Origin of the sequence: Amycolatopsis sp. NPDC059027, from assembly GCF_042739735.1 — a bacterium.
In the GTDB taxonomy this organism is placed as follows: Bacteria; Actinomycetota; Actinomycetes; order Mycobacteriales; family Pseudonocardiaceae; genus Amycolatopsis.
In genome coordinates this window covers 1-15,544 of record NZ_JBHYIK010000128.1, presented here as the reverse complement: position 1 = coordinate 15,544, position 15,544 = coordinate 1, and the positions used below count along the sequence as shown (strand labels likewise).

Here is a 15,544-nt window from a genome sequence, read left to right as displayed (position 1 = left end):
GGCCCCCCTACCCCCCTCCTCTCCCACCCACCCGCCCCCCCACAGAAATCCCCCGAACGGAGCGTTCGCGACAAGACGGCGACGCCGCGTCTGGCTCAGCTTGCGCGTTTGAGGAGGTCGATCGCGTCCGTCTTGCGGGGCGTCGCGAGGTGCTGCGCGGCGATCTCGTAGTTGTCCAGGTTGTGGTAGTACCCCGGCCTGGCGTCGAAGACGAAACTCGTCTCCGCCTCGGCCGGGCCGTCGGCGAGCGTCGTCTCCCAGTTCTCCAGCGCGGCGGGCATGTCGTAGGGCAGGGAGACCAGGTCGCTCTGGTACCACTCGGCGCCGTCCCGCTCCGAGAGGTACCAGCCCTTCGGGAGATCCCCGCCGGGGATCACGTAGACCTGCCTCGACCACGACTCGAAGTCGTACAGCGCGGAGGCGAACTTCCGCCACTGAGCCGGGAACAGCGGCACCGCGACCTCCTGCCACCACTCGCGCACCAGGTCCTGGAGTTCGGGCTGGCTGTGCAGGGACCGCAGCGCCTCGGCGATCGCGGGCGACTCGGCGAGTACCGGGATCTTGCTCAGGAAGGCGACCGCGGCCGGGTCCGACGACCGTTCGAAGTATTCCTTGACACTGCGAATCGCCTGCGACTGGGTCACTCCCGCGAGGTCGGACAGCGGCTGCCACACGTGCCGCAGGAACTGCTGCTCGCCGAGCACCCGCGCCCAGAAGACGAACCGCTGCATCTCCAGGTTCTCCGCGAGGGTCGAAGTCCGGTTCGCCAGCACGTACTCGAAGTCGTCGTCCTCGCCGCGGATGGTGACGAAGCCGTGCACCTCGCGTTGCTCCACATAGGACGTGTTGGGCAGCAGCAGCATCGGGTACACCGCGATGCGCGAGACCTTCTTCGCGAGCCTGTCATACCCCGCGAAGAACGACTCCGGCGTCTCGCCCGGCGCGCCCCAGATCAGCTCGCCGTAGCATTCGAGGCCTTCCTCCGCCAGCCAGTCGACCAGGCTTTCCCACTGGTTGACCTTCATGTTCTTGCGGAGCATGTTGGTCAGCGCGGCGTCGTCGAGCGTCTGCAGCGCGAGCGTGAACAAGCTCTGCAGGCCGTGTTCCTTCAGCCTGCGCACGATGTTGAAGAACCGTGCCGACTTGTTCTTGGCCCAGCTGGTGATCAGCGCCTCGGGGTAGCCGTACTTCTCGCGCGTCTTGATGACCAGCTCGACGAACTCCTCGTCCGCTTCGAGCAGGCCGAAGTTCGAGTCGCAGAGCACAAGGGACGGTGCCTTGTGGAAGCCGAAGAGGTCGACCTCCTCGGCGAGGCGCTCGGTGGAGAACGACCGCATCTTCTGCCCGACGGCGCCGCCCCAGTAGCAGAACGAGCACTTGTACGGGCAGCCGCGGTTGGTCTCCATCAGCGCGACGTCGTACCGGAAGTTGCCGGCGCCGTCGGCCATCGGGATCGCCCCGGTGAGGAACGGCGACGGGATGACGTCGAGATCGTTGATGCGATCCCGGTCGGGCGCGCTGTGGAGTGTCCCGTCCGGACGGCGGTACGACACCCCTTTGATGTCCACCGGGTCGAAGTCCTCACCGCGGTGTTCGAGCAGATAGTGCGTCAGCTCGTGGAAGCAGTGCTCACCCTCGCCGTTGACGACCACGTCGATCCACGGCATCTCCCGGAAGACCCGCTCGGACTGGTACGCCACGTGGGTCCCGCCGAACACGACGAGCCCGCGCGGGTTGATCTGCTTGAAGGTCTCGGCGAGCGCCCCGAAGCTGCGGTAGTTCCAGCCGAGCACGGAGAACGCGAGCACGTCGGGAATCTCACCGCCGAACAGTGCCATCGCCATCTCCTGCAATTTCTGCCCACCACGGAAGTTGCAGATCTCCGCGACGGCCTCACCGTCCAGGCTGCGATCGGCGTCGATCACCGCCTTGAGATAGCCGACGGCCAACGGCATCGAGTCGACCGGCATGTCCCAGGCACCTTGCTGAACCAGACGGATTTGCAGCATCTTTTCGGCCTCCCTGCTTGCCAACCGCGCACCACGGTAGTCAGTTCCGGAGAACTCAACTTCTCCATAACTGCCCTTACCAGCGCTCCGGTCCGGCATTTCTCGTGACGTGCCACAGATTCGGACAAAGGCAGCAAAAGAGAGGAAATTCATCCACCCGCCGGTAATCTGGGGTACGGACGATCACCGCGGAACGGGAGTGTGGAGATGTACGACATCGATGTCGCCGAGGTCTGGGATCCCGTCTACCGCGGACGCGGGCGGGATTACCGGGCGGAGGCGGCCGAGGTCAGCGCACTGATCCGGCAGCACAAGCCGGGCGCGGCGAGCCTGCTCGACGTCGCCTGCGGCACCGGCGAGCACCTGCGCAGTTTCCGTGAGCACTTCGCGCGGGTCGCGGGAGTCGAACTCTCCGCGGACATGATCGCCGTCGGCCGGGCCCGGTCACCGGAGCTTTCCCTTACCCAGGGCGACATGCGCACCTTCGACCTCGGCACCCGCTTCGACGCGATCACCTGCATGTTCAGCTCGGTCGGACATCTCGACACGCCCGCGGAGCTCGCCACCGCGCTGGAACGGTTCGCCGCGCACCTCGAACCCGGCGGCGTGGTGGTCGTCGAACCGTGGTGGTTCCCGTCGACCTTCCTCGAAGGCTATGTCACCGGCGACATCGTCGAAACCGGTGGCAGGACCATTTCGCGCGTTTCACATTCCTCGCGGGAAGGCGACAAGAGCCGCGTCCACATCCATTTCACGGTCGCGAGCCCGCTCGAAGGCCTCCGCCACTTCACCGAGAGCATCCTCGTGTCGCTGTTCACTCAGCGAGAGCACGAATCCGCTTTCGAGCAGGCAGGTTTCGCGGTCGAATACGTCGAGGGCGGCCCGCAGGGACGCGGCCTGTTCGTGGGCGTCCTCAAGTAACGGTCCGCACCGAAAACCGCACGCCGGGAGATGCCATCTCCGCACCAGGCCGCCACGGTGGACACGGTGCCGGCCCGTCCCCGGGCCGGACCCGCCGTCGACGAGGGGAGGCACCGTCATGTGCGGAATCGCCGGCTGGGTTTCGTTCGACCGAGATCTGCGCCGGGAGCAGGCCGTCCTCGACGCGATGACCGATTCGATGGCCGAGCGTGGTCCGGACGAGCGGGGCACCTGGGCCGATGAGCACGCCGCCCTCGGCCACCGCCGGCTGGCGATCATCGACCTGCCCGGCGGGCAGCAGCCGATCAGCGCGGAGCCGCCGCGCGGCAAGATCGTGATGGTGTACTCGGGCGAGGCCTACAACTTCGTCGAACTCCGCGAGGAGCTGCGCGCGCGTGGCCACCGGTTCACCACGAGATCCGACACCGAGGTCGTACTGCGCGCCTATCTCGAATGGGGCGAGGCGTGCGCGGAACGGCTCAACGGGATGTACGCCTTCGCCGTCTGGGACGCGGCCGAGCGCAAGCTCGTCCTGATCCGCGACCGGATGGGCGTCAAGCCGCTCTACTACTACCCCACCCCGGACGGCGTGCTGTTCGGCTCCGAGCCCAAGGCGATCCTGGCGAACCCGCTCGCCGAACGCGTCGTGGACACCGACGGCATCCGCGAGCTGTTCGCGTTCGTCAAAACCCCCGGCGACGCCTTCTGGCGCGGAATGCGGGAGGTGAAGCCGGGCACCGTGGTCACGGTCGGCCCCGCCGGGATCCGCGAGCACACCTACTGGAGCCTGCGCACCCAGGAGCACACCGACGACCGGGACAGTACGGTCGCGCGGGTCCGGGAACTGCTCGAAGACATCGTGCGCCGCCAGCTCATCTCCGACGTGCCCCGGTGCGCGCTGCTTTCCGGTGGCCTCGATTCGTCCGCGATGACCGCGATCGCGGCCAGGCAACTCGCCGCGACGGGTGAGACCGTCCGCAGTTTCTCGGTGGACTTCGAGGGACGTACCGACGACTTCGTCGCGGACGTGATCCGGCCCGACGCCGACACTCCCTTCGCACACGAAGTGGCCCAGTGGGTCGGCTCGGACCATCAGGACATCGTGGTCGACGCCGCCGCGCACGGCGATCCGGGCATCCGGGCCGCGGTCCTGCGCGCCAGGGACATGCCCGCCGGAAACGGGGACATCGACACCTCGCTCTACCTGTTGTTCCGCGAGATCCGGCGGCATTCCACCGTCGCACTCTCCGGGGAATCGGCGGACGAGGTGTTCGGCGGATACCTGTGGTTCTCCGATCCGGTGGTGCAGCGGGCGGACATGTTCCCCTGGCTGGTGCGCTGGGGCGAGTACTTCGGCGACGACACGCAGATCCTCACCCCGGCCGCGCGGAAGATCCTCGATCTCGACCGCTATCTCGGCGACAACTACGCGAGCGCGGTGGCCGGGATCGACCGGCTCGACGGGGAAAGCGAATTCGAGTGGCGGCAGCGCAAGATCAGCCATCTGCACCTGACCCGCTGGGTGCGCGTGCTGCTGGACCGCAAGGACCGCACCAGCATGGCCACCGGCCTCGAGGTCCGGGTGCCGTTCTGCGACCACCGGCTCGTCGAGTACGTGTACAACGCGCCGTGGTCTCTGAAGACCTTCGACGGCAAGGAAAAGAGCCTGCTGCGCGCCGCGACCGCGGATCTGCTCCCGCAGTCGGTGCTGCGGCGCGCGAAGGCGCCGTATCCGTCCACACAGGACCCGCGCTATGCCGCCGCGTTGCGGACGGCCGCCCGCGAGCTGCTGGCCACGCCCGCCCACCCGGTGTTCGACCTGCTCAGCTACGACTGGTTGAAGAACTGCGTGTACGAGCAGGCACCCCAGGCCACCTACGCGTCGCGCTCCGCGCTGGAGCGGGCCCTGGACCTCGCACAGTGGTGGGACCTGTATTCGCCGGCGGTGGCGTGGTGAGCACCATGCTGGGCCCGCTCGCGCACCCGCCCCAGACCTGATTCGCCGCTCGATCGAACGGAGGCCGCTCCGATGTCCGAAACCGGGCCCGATCCCCGTCGCTGGAAAGCCCTCGCGGTGTTGTGCGTCGCCAGCCTGTTCATCACGCTGGACTCCCAGATCGTGACCCTGGCGCTGCCGTCGATGAAGACCGATCTCGCGCTTTCCAGCGACGGCATGCAATGGGTGCTCAGCGGGTACCTGCTGAGCTTCGGCGGCCTGCTGCTGCTCGGCGGCCGCACGGCGGACCTGCTCGGCGCGCGCCGGGTGTTCATGATCGGCACGTTCCTGTTCCTGGTGAGTTCCCTGCTGTGCGGGCTGGCCTGGGGTCCCGGCGTCCTGCTCGCCGCTCGCGTGGTGCAGGGCATGTCCGCGGCGCTGATGGCGCCGAGCGCGTTGTCGATCCTGATGACGACCTTCACCGAGCCCGCCGAGCGCAACAAGGCGCTCGCGTTCTGGTCGGGCACGATGGGCTTCGGCGCGACCGCCGCGCTGCTGATCGGCGGCCCGATCACCGAGTTCCTCGGCTGGCCGTGGATCTTCTACATCAACATCCCGGTGGCCGCCGTCCTGCTGACGTTGAGTCCGGTGGTACTGCGGGAAAGCAGGCCGGCGGCGGGTGCGCGGAGTTTCGACCCGGTCGGCGCGCTGACGATCACCGTGGCGCTCGTCGCGGCCGTCTTCGCCATCGCCGAGGCACCCCGGCGAGGCTGGGCGGATCCGCTGACGATCGGCATGCTCGCCGGTGCCGTCGTCCTGACCGGGATCTTCGTCCTCGTCGAACGGCGCTCGGCCGCGCCGCTCGTGCCGTTGCGGATCTTCCGCTCCCGCGGCCTGGTCGGCGGCAACCTCGTGATGGCGCTGCTCGGCGCGTCGGCGTTCGGCATGGCGCTCGGCACTTCCCTGTACGGCCAGCAGGTGCTCGGCTACTCGGCCGTCGCGTTCGGCCTCGGTTTCCTGCCCATGACGGTGGTCAACATCGGCGGCTCGGCACTCGGCCAGTCCATGGTGGCGCGGTTCGGCGTCCGGACGGTCGCCATCGCCGGGCTGCTCCTGATCGGCACCGGCTGCCTGCTGCTGACGACGATCTCCGCGAACGGCGACTACTGGCTGGACCTGTTCTTCGCACTGGTGGTCTTCGGGCCCGGCCTGGGTGCCTGCTTCGTGGCGTCGTCGATCGCCGCGCTCAGCTCGGTGGCGCCGGAGGAATCGGGGCTCGCCTCCGGGATCAACACCGCCGCCTTCCAGATCGGCGGCGCGATCGGCGTCGCGATCGTCACCTCGGTCAGCACGTCCTTCGCGATCGCGGCGGAGCCCAAGGTGGCCATCACCGAGGGGCTGCGAGCGGGCTTCGGCGTCGTGGTCCTTTTCGCGCTCATCGGTATCGCCGTCACGGTCACGCTGCTCGCTCCCCACCGGCGTGCCAAGACCGAACCAGTGGAGCGGACGCGCAGTGGCGTCTGAGTACTACACGAGGAGAGAGATGGATTTCCCCAAAGTCGTGTCCCGGGAAGAGTTCACGGCAGCTCGTAAGAAACTTCTCGAGAGCGAAAAGGAACTGAGCCGCGAACGGGATCGGGTGAACGCCGAGCGCCGCGCCCTGCCGATGGTCGAGATCGAGAAGGACTACGTTTTCGACGGGCCGGACGGAAAACTCTCGCTCGTCGACATGTTCGAGGGGCGCAGGCAGCTCATCGTCTATCACTTCATGCTGCAGCCCGGATCGCACCATCTGTGTCCCGGCTGCACGATGTTGTCCGACAATGTCGGCCACCTCGCCCATCTTCATGATCGTGAGACGACCTTCGCCGCGGTGTCGCGTGCACCCCTGGCCGAGATCACCCCTGTGCACCAACGCATGGGCTGGGCCTTCCCCTGGTATTCCAGCGAGGGCAGCGACTTCAACTACGACTTCCACGTGACACTGGACGCCGACGTCGTGCCCGTCGAGTACAACTACCGCACCGCCGAAGAACTCGAAGAGGCCGGCCTGGGCTGGATGCTGGGAGAACAGCGCGACTGGCACGGGCTGAGCGTGTTCCTCCAGCGCACAGGACGCGTCTACCACACCTATTCGACCTATGCCCGCGGCACGGACCTGCTCAACGGCACGTTCAATTACCTGGACCTGACTCCGCTCGGCCGTCAGGGCGATGGGTTCTTCTCACCGTCTCGCGAAGGAATGGAGTGATTCCGTGGAATCGCGCTACGCCGAGGGCACCATCGAAACGATCAGCTACACCGACAACGAACTGGGCCCCGAAGATCCCGGCGGAATCAAGCTGCTGTACACCATCACCGAATTCCATTACACCGGCGAGATGAACGGAACCGGCTATCACGTCTACATCCAGCGCATCGATCCAAGCGGCGTCGGCCCGTTCCGAGTGATGGCGCGGGTCGTCGGCAGCCTCGGCGGGAAACAGGGCACCTTCATGACCGAGGGGTCCGGCACCCGGGGCCCGGCCGGGCCGATCGAGGTCGACTGGAACATCGTCCCCGGCACCGGAACCGGCGAGCTGGTCGGCGCCACCGGCTCCGGCAAGGTCACCACCACCGACGACGGAGTGGTCCGGTACACGCTCTCATACAGCGTCCCGCACAGCTGAGATCACGGCGCCGACCTGGTCGTCGGTGAGATGCGGGCCGATCGGCAGGCTCAGCACCTCGTCGGCCAGCCGCTCGGAAAGCGGGAACGGCCCCAGGCCGAGCGGCTGGTAGGCGGGCGAGGCGTGCACCGCGACCGGATAGTGGACGAGCGTGCCGACCCCGGCCTCCCCCAGCCGCGCGGCGAGCACGTCCCGGTCCGTCGCGCGCACGACGAACAGATGCCACGCGTGCTCGGCCCATTCCGCGACACCCGGCAATTCCAGGTCCAAGCCCTTGAGCCCGGCCAGATAACGATCCGCGACCCGGGCCCGCCGCGCGTTCCACTCGTCGAGCCTGGACAGCTTGACCCGCAGCACCGCGGCCTGGAGTTCGTCGGTGCGGGAGTTGGTCCCGAGCACCTCGTGCTGGTACTTGACCCGCGAGCCGTAGTTGCGCAGCAGACGGACCTTGTCGGCGAGCTGCCGGTCCGAGGTGACCACCGCGCCGCTGTCGCCCAATGCGCCGAGATTCTTACCCGGATAGAAACTGAAGGCCACAGTGGACGGTGCCGCGCCGATACGACGTCCATTGTGGACGGCGCCCGGCGACTGTGCCGCGTCTTCGACGACCGCCAGCCCGTGCCGATCCGCGATGGCCCGCACGGCGTCGAGGTCGGCGGGATGGCCGTACAGGTGCACAGGCAGGATCGCCTGCGTGCGCGGAGTGATGGCGGCTTCGATCCGCGCGGGGTCCATGGTGAACGTCGCCGGGTCCGGCTCGACCGGCACCGGCGTGGCGCCGGTGTCCGAAACGGCCAGCCAGGTGGCGATGAACGTGTGCGCGGGCACGATCACCTCGTCCCCGGCCCCGATGCCGAGAGCCCGCAGGATCAGCGCGAGCGCGTCACCCCCACTGCCGACCGTGACGCACTGCGCCGCGCCGCAGTAGGCGGCGAACTCGGCTTCGAACGCCTCCACCTCCGGCCCGAGCAGATACCAGCCGGACCGCAACACCCTCCCCACCGCCTCGTCGATTTCCTCGCGTAGTTCGAGATAGGGCGCGCGCAGGTCGAGAAAGGGAACCGTCACTCCAGAAGGGTGTGCTCGCCGCCCGCGGGCGGACATCTTCGAAAATGCGGAGCCGGTGCGGGAAAGGATGTTTTCGGGACGAACTTCACCAAAGCCGCGCTATGGTGGGTCGGTCACGTTGAGTAACCGACTGAAGGAAAAGCAGAGAAGATGACCACATTTGTGTTGATCCACGGCGCCGGTGATGTCGGCTGGGCCTGGCATCTGCTCGAAGCGGAACTGCGCAGGGACGGGCACGACACGGTGGCACCCGACCTGCCCATCGAAGACGACTCGGCGGGTCTGGCCGAGTACACCGAGGCCGTTGTGACCGCTGCCGGAGACCGCGAGGACATCGTGGTGGTCGGGCATTCGTTCGGCGGCATCGTCGCACCGCTGGTGGCGGAGCGGCTTTCCGCCAAGGTGCTGGTGCTGCTCGCCGGCATGATCCCGGCTCCCGGTGAGACGACGAACGACTGGTGGGGCAACACCGGCTACGGCCCGGCCTCGCAGGAGGCGGCCGAGCGCGATGGCGGCCTCACCGGCAACGGGGACCCGTTCGTCAGCTTCTACAACGGGGTTCCCCGCAAACTCGCCGAACAGGCGATGAGCAAGGAACGCAGGCAGTCCGAGGCGGCGATGGACGAACCGTGGCCGCTGGAGCAGTGGCCGGACATCCCGACGAAGTTCGTGCTGTGCACCGAAGACCGGTTCTTCCCACCGGACTTCTTCCGGCGCCTGGTCAAGGAACGCCTGGACATCACCCCGGACGAGATCGCGGCGTGCCACTGTGCCGCGCTCGCCAAGCCGAAGGAAATCGCCACTCTTCTACGGTCCTACCTCGACTGAGCAGGCAGCGAGATGCGGGTCGCGCGAATGGGCTGAAACCCTGACAGATGCACCAGAAGCATCCATGGGAGGACTGTCATGCGCGTCCTGTTCGTCACCTGCCTCAACAAGTCGCAGGTCTACATCCTGACGCCGCTGGCATGGGCAATGCGCACGGCCGGGCACGACGTGCGCGTCGCCGTCCCGCCCGATCTCGCCGAGGACGTCGCCGCGATCGGGCTGGCCGCCGCGCCGATCGGCGAACTGATGCCGAATCTCAAGGAGGACCTGGCCGAGGCCGAACCCCCGCAGAAGACCGCGTCGGACGCCGACCCGCACAACCGGGTCAAGCCGCACCAGTCCAACTACGGCTGGGAGGACCCGCCCGGCGAGTTCGTCCATCTCGCCGAGGACTTCTTCCCGATGCTCACCCCGGAAGGAATGTTCGAGGGGCTCATCGACTACGCCAAGGCCTGGAAACCGGACCTGATCATCTGGAACACCCTCGCGTTCGCCGGCCCGATCGCGGCGCGCGTCACCGGTGCCGCGCACGCCCGCCTGCTGTGGGGCGTGGACGCGATGGCCCAGGTGCACGCCAAGTTCGTCGAGAAGCGGGACGCGGAGGGCCTCACCGATCCGATGAAGACCTGGCTCGGCCCGAAACTCGAGCGCCACGGCCATTCCTACGACGACGAGATCGCGCTCGGCCAGTGGACCATCGATCCCGCGCCGCAGTCGCTGTTCCACCCGCGGGGCACGGGTGTGCACTACGTGCCGGTGCGGCAGGTGGTCTTCAACGGCCCGGCGATCGTGCCCGGCTGGGTCAACGAACCGCTGACACGCAAACGGGTCTGCCTCACCCTCGGTTTCTCCCACCGCGAATCGCACGGAATCGAGGCCTCCACCGCCGATCTGCTGGAAGCCGTGTCGGATCTCGACGTCGAGGTGGTCGCGACCTTCAGCGCCAAGCAGCTCGCCTCGCTGACGCGGCTGCCGGACAACGTCCGCCCGGTCGAGTTCGTGCCGCTCGGCCCGCTGCTGGCGACCTGCTCGGCGATCGTGCACCACGGCGGCACCGGCACGTTCGGCACGGCGATCGAGTACGGGGTACCGCAGCTCATCGTGCCCGGCACCTACTGGCACGAGAAGTGGTGGGCGCCGGTTTCCCAGGCGAACATGCTGGAGGAGCGCGGCGCGGGCATCTACGTCGGCGACTCCGACCAGCTGACGCCGGAAAAGCTCCGCGCCGATCTGTCCAAAGTGCTCTCCGACCCGTCCTACGCGCGTGCCGCCGAGCGCCTGCGCATCGACCAGGCCGGGGTGCCCAGCCCCAACGAGATCGTTCCCCAGCTGGAGCGGCTCACCGCGCAGCACCGCCGGAACAGCTAGAAAACGCTCCGACAGAAAGGAACCGTGATGAGTCCGGACGCCGCGACCGCAGGCCGGCGCGAATGGCTGGGTCTGGCGGTACTGGCACTGCCGACCCTGCTGCTCGCGATCGACCTCGGCGTGCTCTACCTCGCGCTGCCGAAACTGAGCGAGGATCTGCACCCCAGCAGCACCCAGACCCTGTGGATCATGGACATCTACGCCTTCATGACCGCGGGGTTCCTGGTCACCATGGGCACGCTCGGCGACCGGATAGGCAGGCGCAGGCTGCTGATGATCGGCGCCACCGCGTTCGGCGTCGCCTCGGTGCTCGCCGCCTTCGCTCCATCGGCGGAGACGCTGATCATCGCCAGGGCGTTGCTCGGCATCGCGGGTGCGACGCTGGCACCGTCCACTTTGGCCTTGATCAGCACGATGTTCACCAACGAGGGCGAACGCGGCAAGGCCATCGGCGTGTGGATGAGCTGCTTCATGGCGGGCACCGCGCTCGGCCCGGTGGTCGGCGGGGTGCTGCTGCAGTGGTTCTGGTGGGGTTCGGTGTTCCTGCTGGGCGTCCCGGTGATGATCGTGCTGGTGGTGGCCGCGCCACGGCTGCTGCCCGAGTACCGCGACCCCAACGGCGGCAAGCTCGACCTGGTCAGTGTGGCGCTTTCGCTGGCCACGATCCTGCCGATCATCTACGGCATCAAGGAGATCGCGCACGACGGCGCCGGCGTGCTCCCGCTCGCGATCGTCGGCGCCGGTCTCGTCGTCGGGGTGGTTTTCGTGCTGCGGCAACGGAAACTCGCGAACCCGCACGTCGACGTCGGCCTGTTCCGGTTCCCCGCGTTCTCCGGCGCGCTCGGCGCGCTGCTGCTCGGCCCGGCCGTGATGGGCGGGGTGGGGCTGTTCGCCAACCAGTTCCTGCAGATGGTGGAGAACCTTTCGCCGTTGCAGGCCGGGCTCTGGGCGGTACCGTCCGCGCTCGCCACCGTCGTGAGCGCGATGTACGCGCCTTCGCTGGCCCAGCGGATTCGTCCCGGCTACATCGTCTGTGCGGGCGCGGTGATCCTCACGATCGGCGCGCTGGTGCTGACCCAGGTGACCAGCGAATCGGGCCTGGCCACCCTGGTCATCGGGATGACGCTGGTGTTCTTCGGGTTCGGGCCGATGGCCTCGCTCGGCACCGAGCTGATCATCGGCGCGGCACCGGAGGAGAAGGCCGGTTCGGCGGCCTCGATGTCCGAGACGAGCAGCGAGCTGGGCGTGGCGCTGGGCGTCGGCATCCTCGGCGCGGTCGGCACCGCCGTCTACCGCGGCGAGATCGCGGACACGTTGCCGCAGAGCGCCCCTGATGCGGCCAAGGACACCCTCGCGGGCGCGCTTTCGGCGGTCACCGACGGCGGGAGCGCCGTGCTCACCGCCGCGCGGGCCGCGTTCACCAGCGGCCTCACCACGGTCGCGCTGGTGTGCGCCGGGATCGGTGTCGTGCTCGCGGTGCTCGCGGCGTCCCTGCTCCGGCGGGTCGGCGCACCGGAGCCGTCGCCCGAACCGTCGGCGGCGCCGGAAACCGAGACGGCGGCGGCCGAGGTCGCCTGACCTCTTCACGCGGAGAAAGGGGCTCCCACGCGGTGTGGGAGCCCCTTTCTCTTGCGGCGTCAGGGAAGGTCGGTGTGGACGAGCCCGGCGCTGATGGTCACCAGCACGCGCCAGCGGCCCCACTGGTCCCTGGTATAGGTCTGCGAGCTGATGAACTTCTCCTGGAACTTGTCCTCGGGGAAGGTCAGGGTCGCGTTCGTGAGGACGAACGCGGTGCCGCAGTCGACGACCTCCTTGGCGATCGGGAACGACGAGGTGAAGTGCATCGCGAACAGGCCGCGGAACAGCTCCCTGATCGCCTGCTTGCCGTACTGCACCGTGCCGTCGGGGTCGACCTTCGTGGCGTCCTCGAGGAAGAACTCGGCGAACCGGTCGGCGTCACGGGCGTCGAAGGCGGCGTTGTAGGCGCGATTGACCGCGTCGAACTGGGCGCGGCAGGTGGCGAGCGGATCGCGGTGCTGGGTCGCGGAACCGGCCTGCGCCGGTGCGGCGAGCAGCCCGGTCGCGCCGAGCACGACGGCGGCGATGGCGGTTTTCCGGAATTTCCTCATCGGGTTTCTCCTGAACACGGTTGGGGGGTGACCGTTTTCTTTTTTCCGCCGCCAAGCGCCGCCGGAGAACATTCCTCCGGCGGCGCCTGGTGGTGGTACTGGGTGCGATTCAGCCGGGCAGCCCCGCCTTTCTGCCGGAACGGCGGAGCCACCAGGCGACCACCACGATATTGACGATCCAGTTCAGCCAGAAACCGGCGAACTGGGCGATGGCCAGCACGGTCGTTTCGGAATCGGGGAAAATCGGTGCCACGGCGTACCAGGCGCCGGTGAACAATGCCCGTCCGGTGAGGATGCTCGTCGCGAGGCCGAAACTGTAGAGCATGAACATGCGGTGCCGGGCCCAGCGCCGCTGCCGTGCCGCGAGGTAGCCCGCGGTGGTCACGCCGAGCGTCAGCACCGCCCACAGCGACGAGCCGACCGCGCTGAGCCCGGTCAGGATGCCGAACGGCATGACGGCCAGGGAAAGCACCGCGGACGGCCCGATGCCCGCGAAGACGTACAGCCGCCCGCTGAGCCGGTGCACGCGGGGGTGGCGCCGCCGCAGCCACGAGGACACCTGCAGGCAGACGGTCACGAGCGCGATCGTGCCGGTCGCGATGTGCGCGATCAGCAACGGATAGTGCAGGCGGAAACCCTCGTTGACCGGAATCAGGGACTGCGCGGGATCCAAGGTCAGATAACGCGGTAGATACAGGATCATGAATGCCGCGATCAGGAGGCCGAGCAGGATCATTCCCGGCCGGAACCATCGCCTTCGCGCGGGCTTCTCCGGTGGCGGTAGTGGCCGTATCCGTTCCGGCGTCTGTGTCATGATCACTCCCCAGTACGACAGGTGAATCCCTCGATGCAGCACACGCTATGTGCCGCGATGCCCGAATTCGTCTTGCATCGTGCGCAGACTGTGCAACACAGGAGTGGGAGAGAATTGCCCGCCGCTCCTATTCTGCTGAGGAAAGCGCATTCGAGGAGGAGCAGATGTACGACTACGTGATCGTCGGGGCGGGCTCGGCGGGCTGCGCGCTTGCCGCCAGGCTGAGCGAAGACCCGGAAGTGAAGGTCTGCCTCATCGAGGCGGGGCCGGCCGACACCTCACCGAACATCCACGTGCCGGCGGCGTTCTCGAAGCTGTTCCGCACCAACCTGGACTGGGACTACGACACCCACGACGAGCCGTTCCTCGACCGCCGCCGGATCTACCTGCCGCGTGGCCGCGTGCTGGGCGGGACGAGCTCGATCAACACCCAGATCTACATCCGCGGCAACCGGCTCGACTACGACGGCTGGGACCAGCCGGGCTGGACGTTCGACGACCTGCTCCCCTATTTCAAGCGCTCCGAGGACAACGAACGCGGCGAATCCGAGTTCCACGGCACCGGCGGCCCGCTCACGGTGTCGGAGAACCGTTCGCGCAACCCGATGTCCACCGCGTTCGTCGACGCCGCTGTGGAAGCGGGCTTCGCGGCGAACGACGACTTCAACGGCGCTTCGCAGGACGGCTTCGGCTACTTCCAGCTGACCCAGAAGGACGGGCGCCGCGCGAGCACCGCCACCGCGTTCCTGCACCCGGCGCTGGGCAGGCCGAACCTCACGGTCGAGACCAACTTCGCGGTGCACCGGGTGCTGATCGAGAACGAATGGGCCGTCGGCGTGACCGGGCAGCGGCTCGACGAGGAGATCACGATCCGCGCCGAACGCGAAGTCATCCTCGCGGCCGGTGCCTACAACTCGCCGCAGCTGCTGATGCACTCGGGCATCGGGCCCGCCGCGCTGCTCGGCCCGCTGGGCGTGCCGGTGGTCGTCGACCAGCCGCTGGTCGGCCAGAACCTCCAGGACCACGCGCTGATCCCGCTGGTGTTCCCGCACGAGCACCCGGTGAGCATGCTCGCCGCCGGCGCGCCGGAGAACTTCGAGCAGTTCATGGCCGAGGGTCGCGGACCGCTGACCTGCAACGGCCCCGAAACCGGCGGTTTCGTTCGCACCAAGCCGGAGCTGCCCGCCCCGGACGTCGAGTACCTGTCCGCGCCGGTGATGTTCATCGACAGCGGGCTCGCCATGCCGACGGCGCACGCGCTGACCTTCGGCCCGTCGATGCTCACGCCGCGCAGCCGCGGCGCGGTGACCATCGCCTCCGACGACCCGACGACGAAACCGCGTATCCAGCACAACTTCTTCGCCGAGCCGGAGGATCTCGCGGACGCTGTCGCCGCGCTGCGGATCGGGCTCGACATCTCCCGCCAGAACGCGCTGCGGGACTACGCCTCGGCCCCGTACCGGCCGCCCGCCTCCGACTCGGACGCGGACCTGACCGACTACATCCGCCGCTTCACGCACTCGATCTACCACCCGGTGGGCACCTGCGCGATCGGCTCGGTGGTCGACACCGAGCTGCGTGTCGGCGGCGTCGGCGGCCTGCGTGTCGCCGACGCCTCGGTGATGCCGGTGATCCCGCGCGGCAACACCAACGCCCCGACCATCGCGGTCGCGGAAAAGGCCGCGGACCTCATCCGCAAGGCCACCGCCTGAGTCCTCTGTCCACACTGGACTCACGTGCCGTTAAGGCCACCTTACGGGCGTCAGACGCCCGCAAGGTGGCCTTAACGGCATTTCCGGCCC

The 15,544-nt window shown here is 68.0% G+C and carries 13 protein-coding genes; 9 read left to right on the top strand and 4 right to left on the bottom strand.

The window, feature by feature from the left end:
* Positions 1-95: 95 nt before the first annotated feature.
* On the bottom strand, positions 96-2,009 hold the full coding sequence (locus ACFWY9_RS43635; protein ID WP_378331586.1) for a KedN5 family methylcobalamin-dependent radical SAM C-methyltransferase: 1,914 nt from the start codon (positions 2,007-2,009) through the stop codon (positions 96-98).
* A gap of 207 nt (positions 2,010-2,216) precedes the next feature.
* Between ACFWY9_RS43635 and ACFWY9_RS43630 the strand changes: the two genes are divergently transcribed.
* The 5 genes from ACFWY9_RS43630 to ACFWY9_RS43610 all read left to right on the top strand — a co-directional run bounded on the left by ACFWY9_RS43630 (position 2,217) and on the right by ACFWY9_RS43610 (position 7,535).
* Positions 2,217-2,930, top strand: a complete 714-nt coding sequence (locus ACFWY9_RS43630; RefSeq protein WP_378331585.1) for a class I SAM-dependent methyltransferase — start codon at positions 2,217-2,219, stop codon at positions 2,928-2,930.
* Positions 2,931-3,048: 118 nt separating this feature from the next.
* Positions 3,049-4,887, top strand: a complete 1,839-nt coding sequence (asnB, locus tag ACFWY9_RS43625; RefSeq protein ID WP_378341659.1) for an asparagine synthase (glutamine-hydrolyzing) — start codon at positions 3,049-3,051, stop codon at positions 4,885-4,887.
* A 72-nt stretch (positions 4,888-4,959) separates the two neighbouring features.
* Complete coding sequence (locus ACFWY9_RS43620; protein WP_378341658.1) at positions 4,960-6,390, top strand: MFS transporter; 1,431 nt, start codon at positions 4,960-4,962, stop codon at positions 6,388-6,390.
* The gene (locus tag ACFWY9_RS43615) at positions 6,380-7,117 is read left to right on the top strand and encodes a DUF899 domain-containing protein (RefSeq protein ID WP_378341657.1); all 738 of its coding nucleotides are present in this window, start codon (positions 6,380-6,382) and stop codon (positions 7,115-7,117) included. Before ACFWY9_RS43620 ends, ACFWY9_RS43615 begins: the two co-directional genes overlap by 11 nt.
* A gap of 4 nt (positions 7,118-7,121) precedes the next feature.
* Positions 7,122-7,535 carry a DUF3224 domain-containing protein gene (locus ACFWY9_RS43610; RefSeq protein ID WP_378341656.1) on the top strand — a complete coding sequence of 138 codons (414 nt, stop codon included), beginning with the start codon at positions 7,122-7,124 and terminating at the stop codon, positions 7,533-7,535.
* On the opposite strand, the gene ACFWY9_RS43605 is transcribed toward ACFWY9_RS43610, so the two are convergent.
* Positions 7,512-8,603, bottom strand: a complete 1,092-nt coding sequence (locus ACFWY9_RS43605; RefSeq protein WP_378341655.1) for a DegT/DnrJ/EryC1/StrS family aminotransferase — start codon at positions 8,601-8,603, stop codon at positions 7,512-7,514. The two genes, ACFWY9_RS43610 and ACFWY9_RS43605, sit on opposite strands and share 24 nt — an antisense overlap.
* A 150-nt stretch (positions 8,604-8,753) precedes the next feature.
* Here ACFWY9_RS43605 and ACFWY9_RS43600 point away from each other — a divergent pair, with 150 nt between their 5' ends.
* The 3 genes from ACFWY9_RS43600 (at position 8,754) to ACFWY9_RS43590 (ending at position 12,377) form a co-directional block, all read left to right on the top strand.
* Complete coding sequence (locus tag ACFWY9_RS43600; protein ID WP_378341654.1) at positions 8,754-9,431, top strand: alpha/beta fold hydrolase; 678 nt, start codon at positions 8,754-8,756, stop codon at positions 9,429-9,431.
* A gap of 78 nt (positions 9,432-9,509) precedes the next feature.
* The gene (locus ACFWY9_RS43595) at positions 9,510-10,799 is read left to right on the top strand and encodes an activator-dependent family glycosyltransferase (RefSeq protein ID WP_378341653.1); all 1,290 of its coding nucleotides are present in this window, start codon (positions 9,510-9,512) and stop codon (positions 10,797-10,799) included.
* Positions 10,800-10,826: 27 nt separating this feature from the next.
* The gene (locus ACFWY9_RS43590) at positions 10,827-12,377 is read left to right on the top strand and encodes an MFS transporter (RefSeq protein WP_378331576.1); all 1,551 of its coding nucleotides are present in this window, start codon (positions 10,827-10,829) and stop codon (positions 12,375-12,377) included.
* 59 nt (positions 12,378-12,436) lie between these two features.
* Here ACFWY9_RS43590 and ACFWY9_RS43585 read toward each other — a convergent pair whose 3' ends face one another.
* Both ACFWY9_RS43585 and ACFWY9_RS43580 read right to left on the bottom strand, forming a co-directional pair.
* The gene (locus ACFWY9_RS43585) at positions 12,437-12,928 is read right to left on the bottom strand and encodes a YybH family protein (RefSeq protein WP_378331575.1); all 492 of its coding nucleotides are present in this window, start codon (positions 12,926-12,928) and stop codon (positions 12,437-12,439) included.
* A 109-nt stretch (positions 12,929-13,037) separates the two neighbouring features.
* Positions 13,038-13,742, bottom strand: a complete 705-nt coding sequence (locus ACFWY9_RS43580) for a DUF2306 domain-containing protein (RefSeq protein ID WP_378331574.1) — start codon at positions 13,740-13,742, stop codon at positions 13,038-13,040.
* 164 nt (positions 13,743-13,906) lie between these two features.
* Between ACFWY9_RS43580 and ACFWY9_RS43575 the strand changes: the two genes are divergently transcribed.
* The gene (locus ACFWY9_RS43575; RefSeq protein ID WP_378331573.1) at positions 13,907-15,454 is read left to right on the top strand and encodes a GMC family oxidoreductase; all 1,548 of its coding nucleotides are present in this window, start codon (positions 13,907-13,909) and stop codon (positions 15,452-15,454) included.
* Positions 15,455-15,544 lie beyond the last annotated feature (90 nt).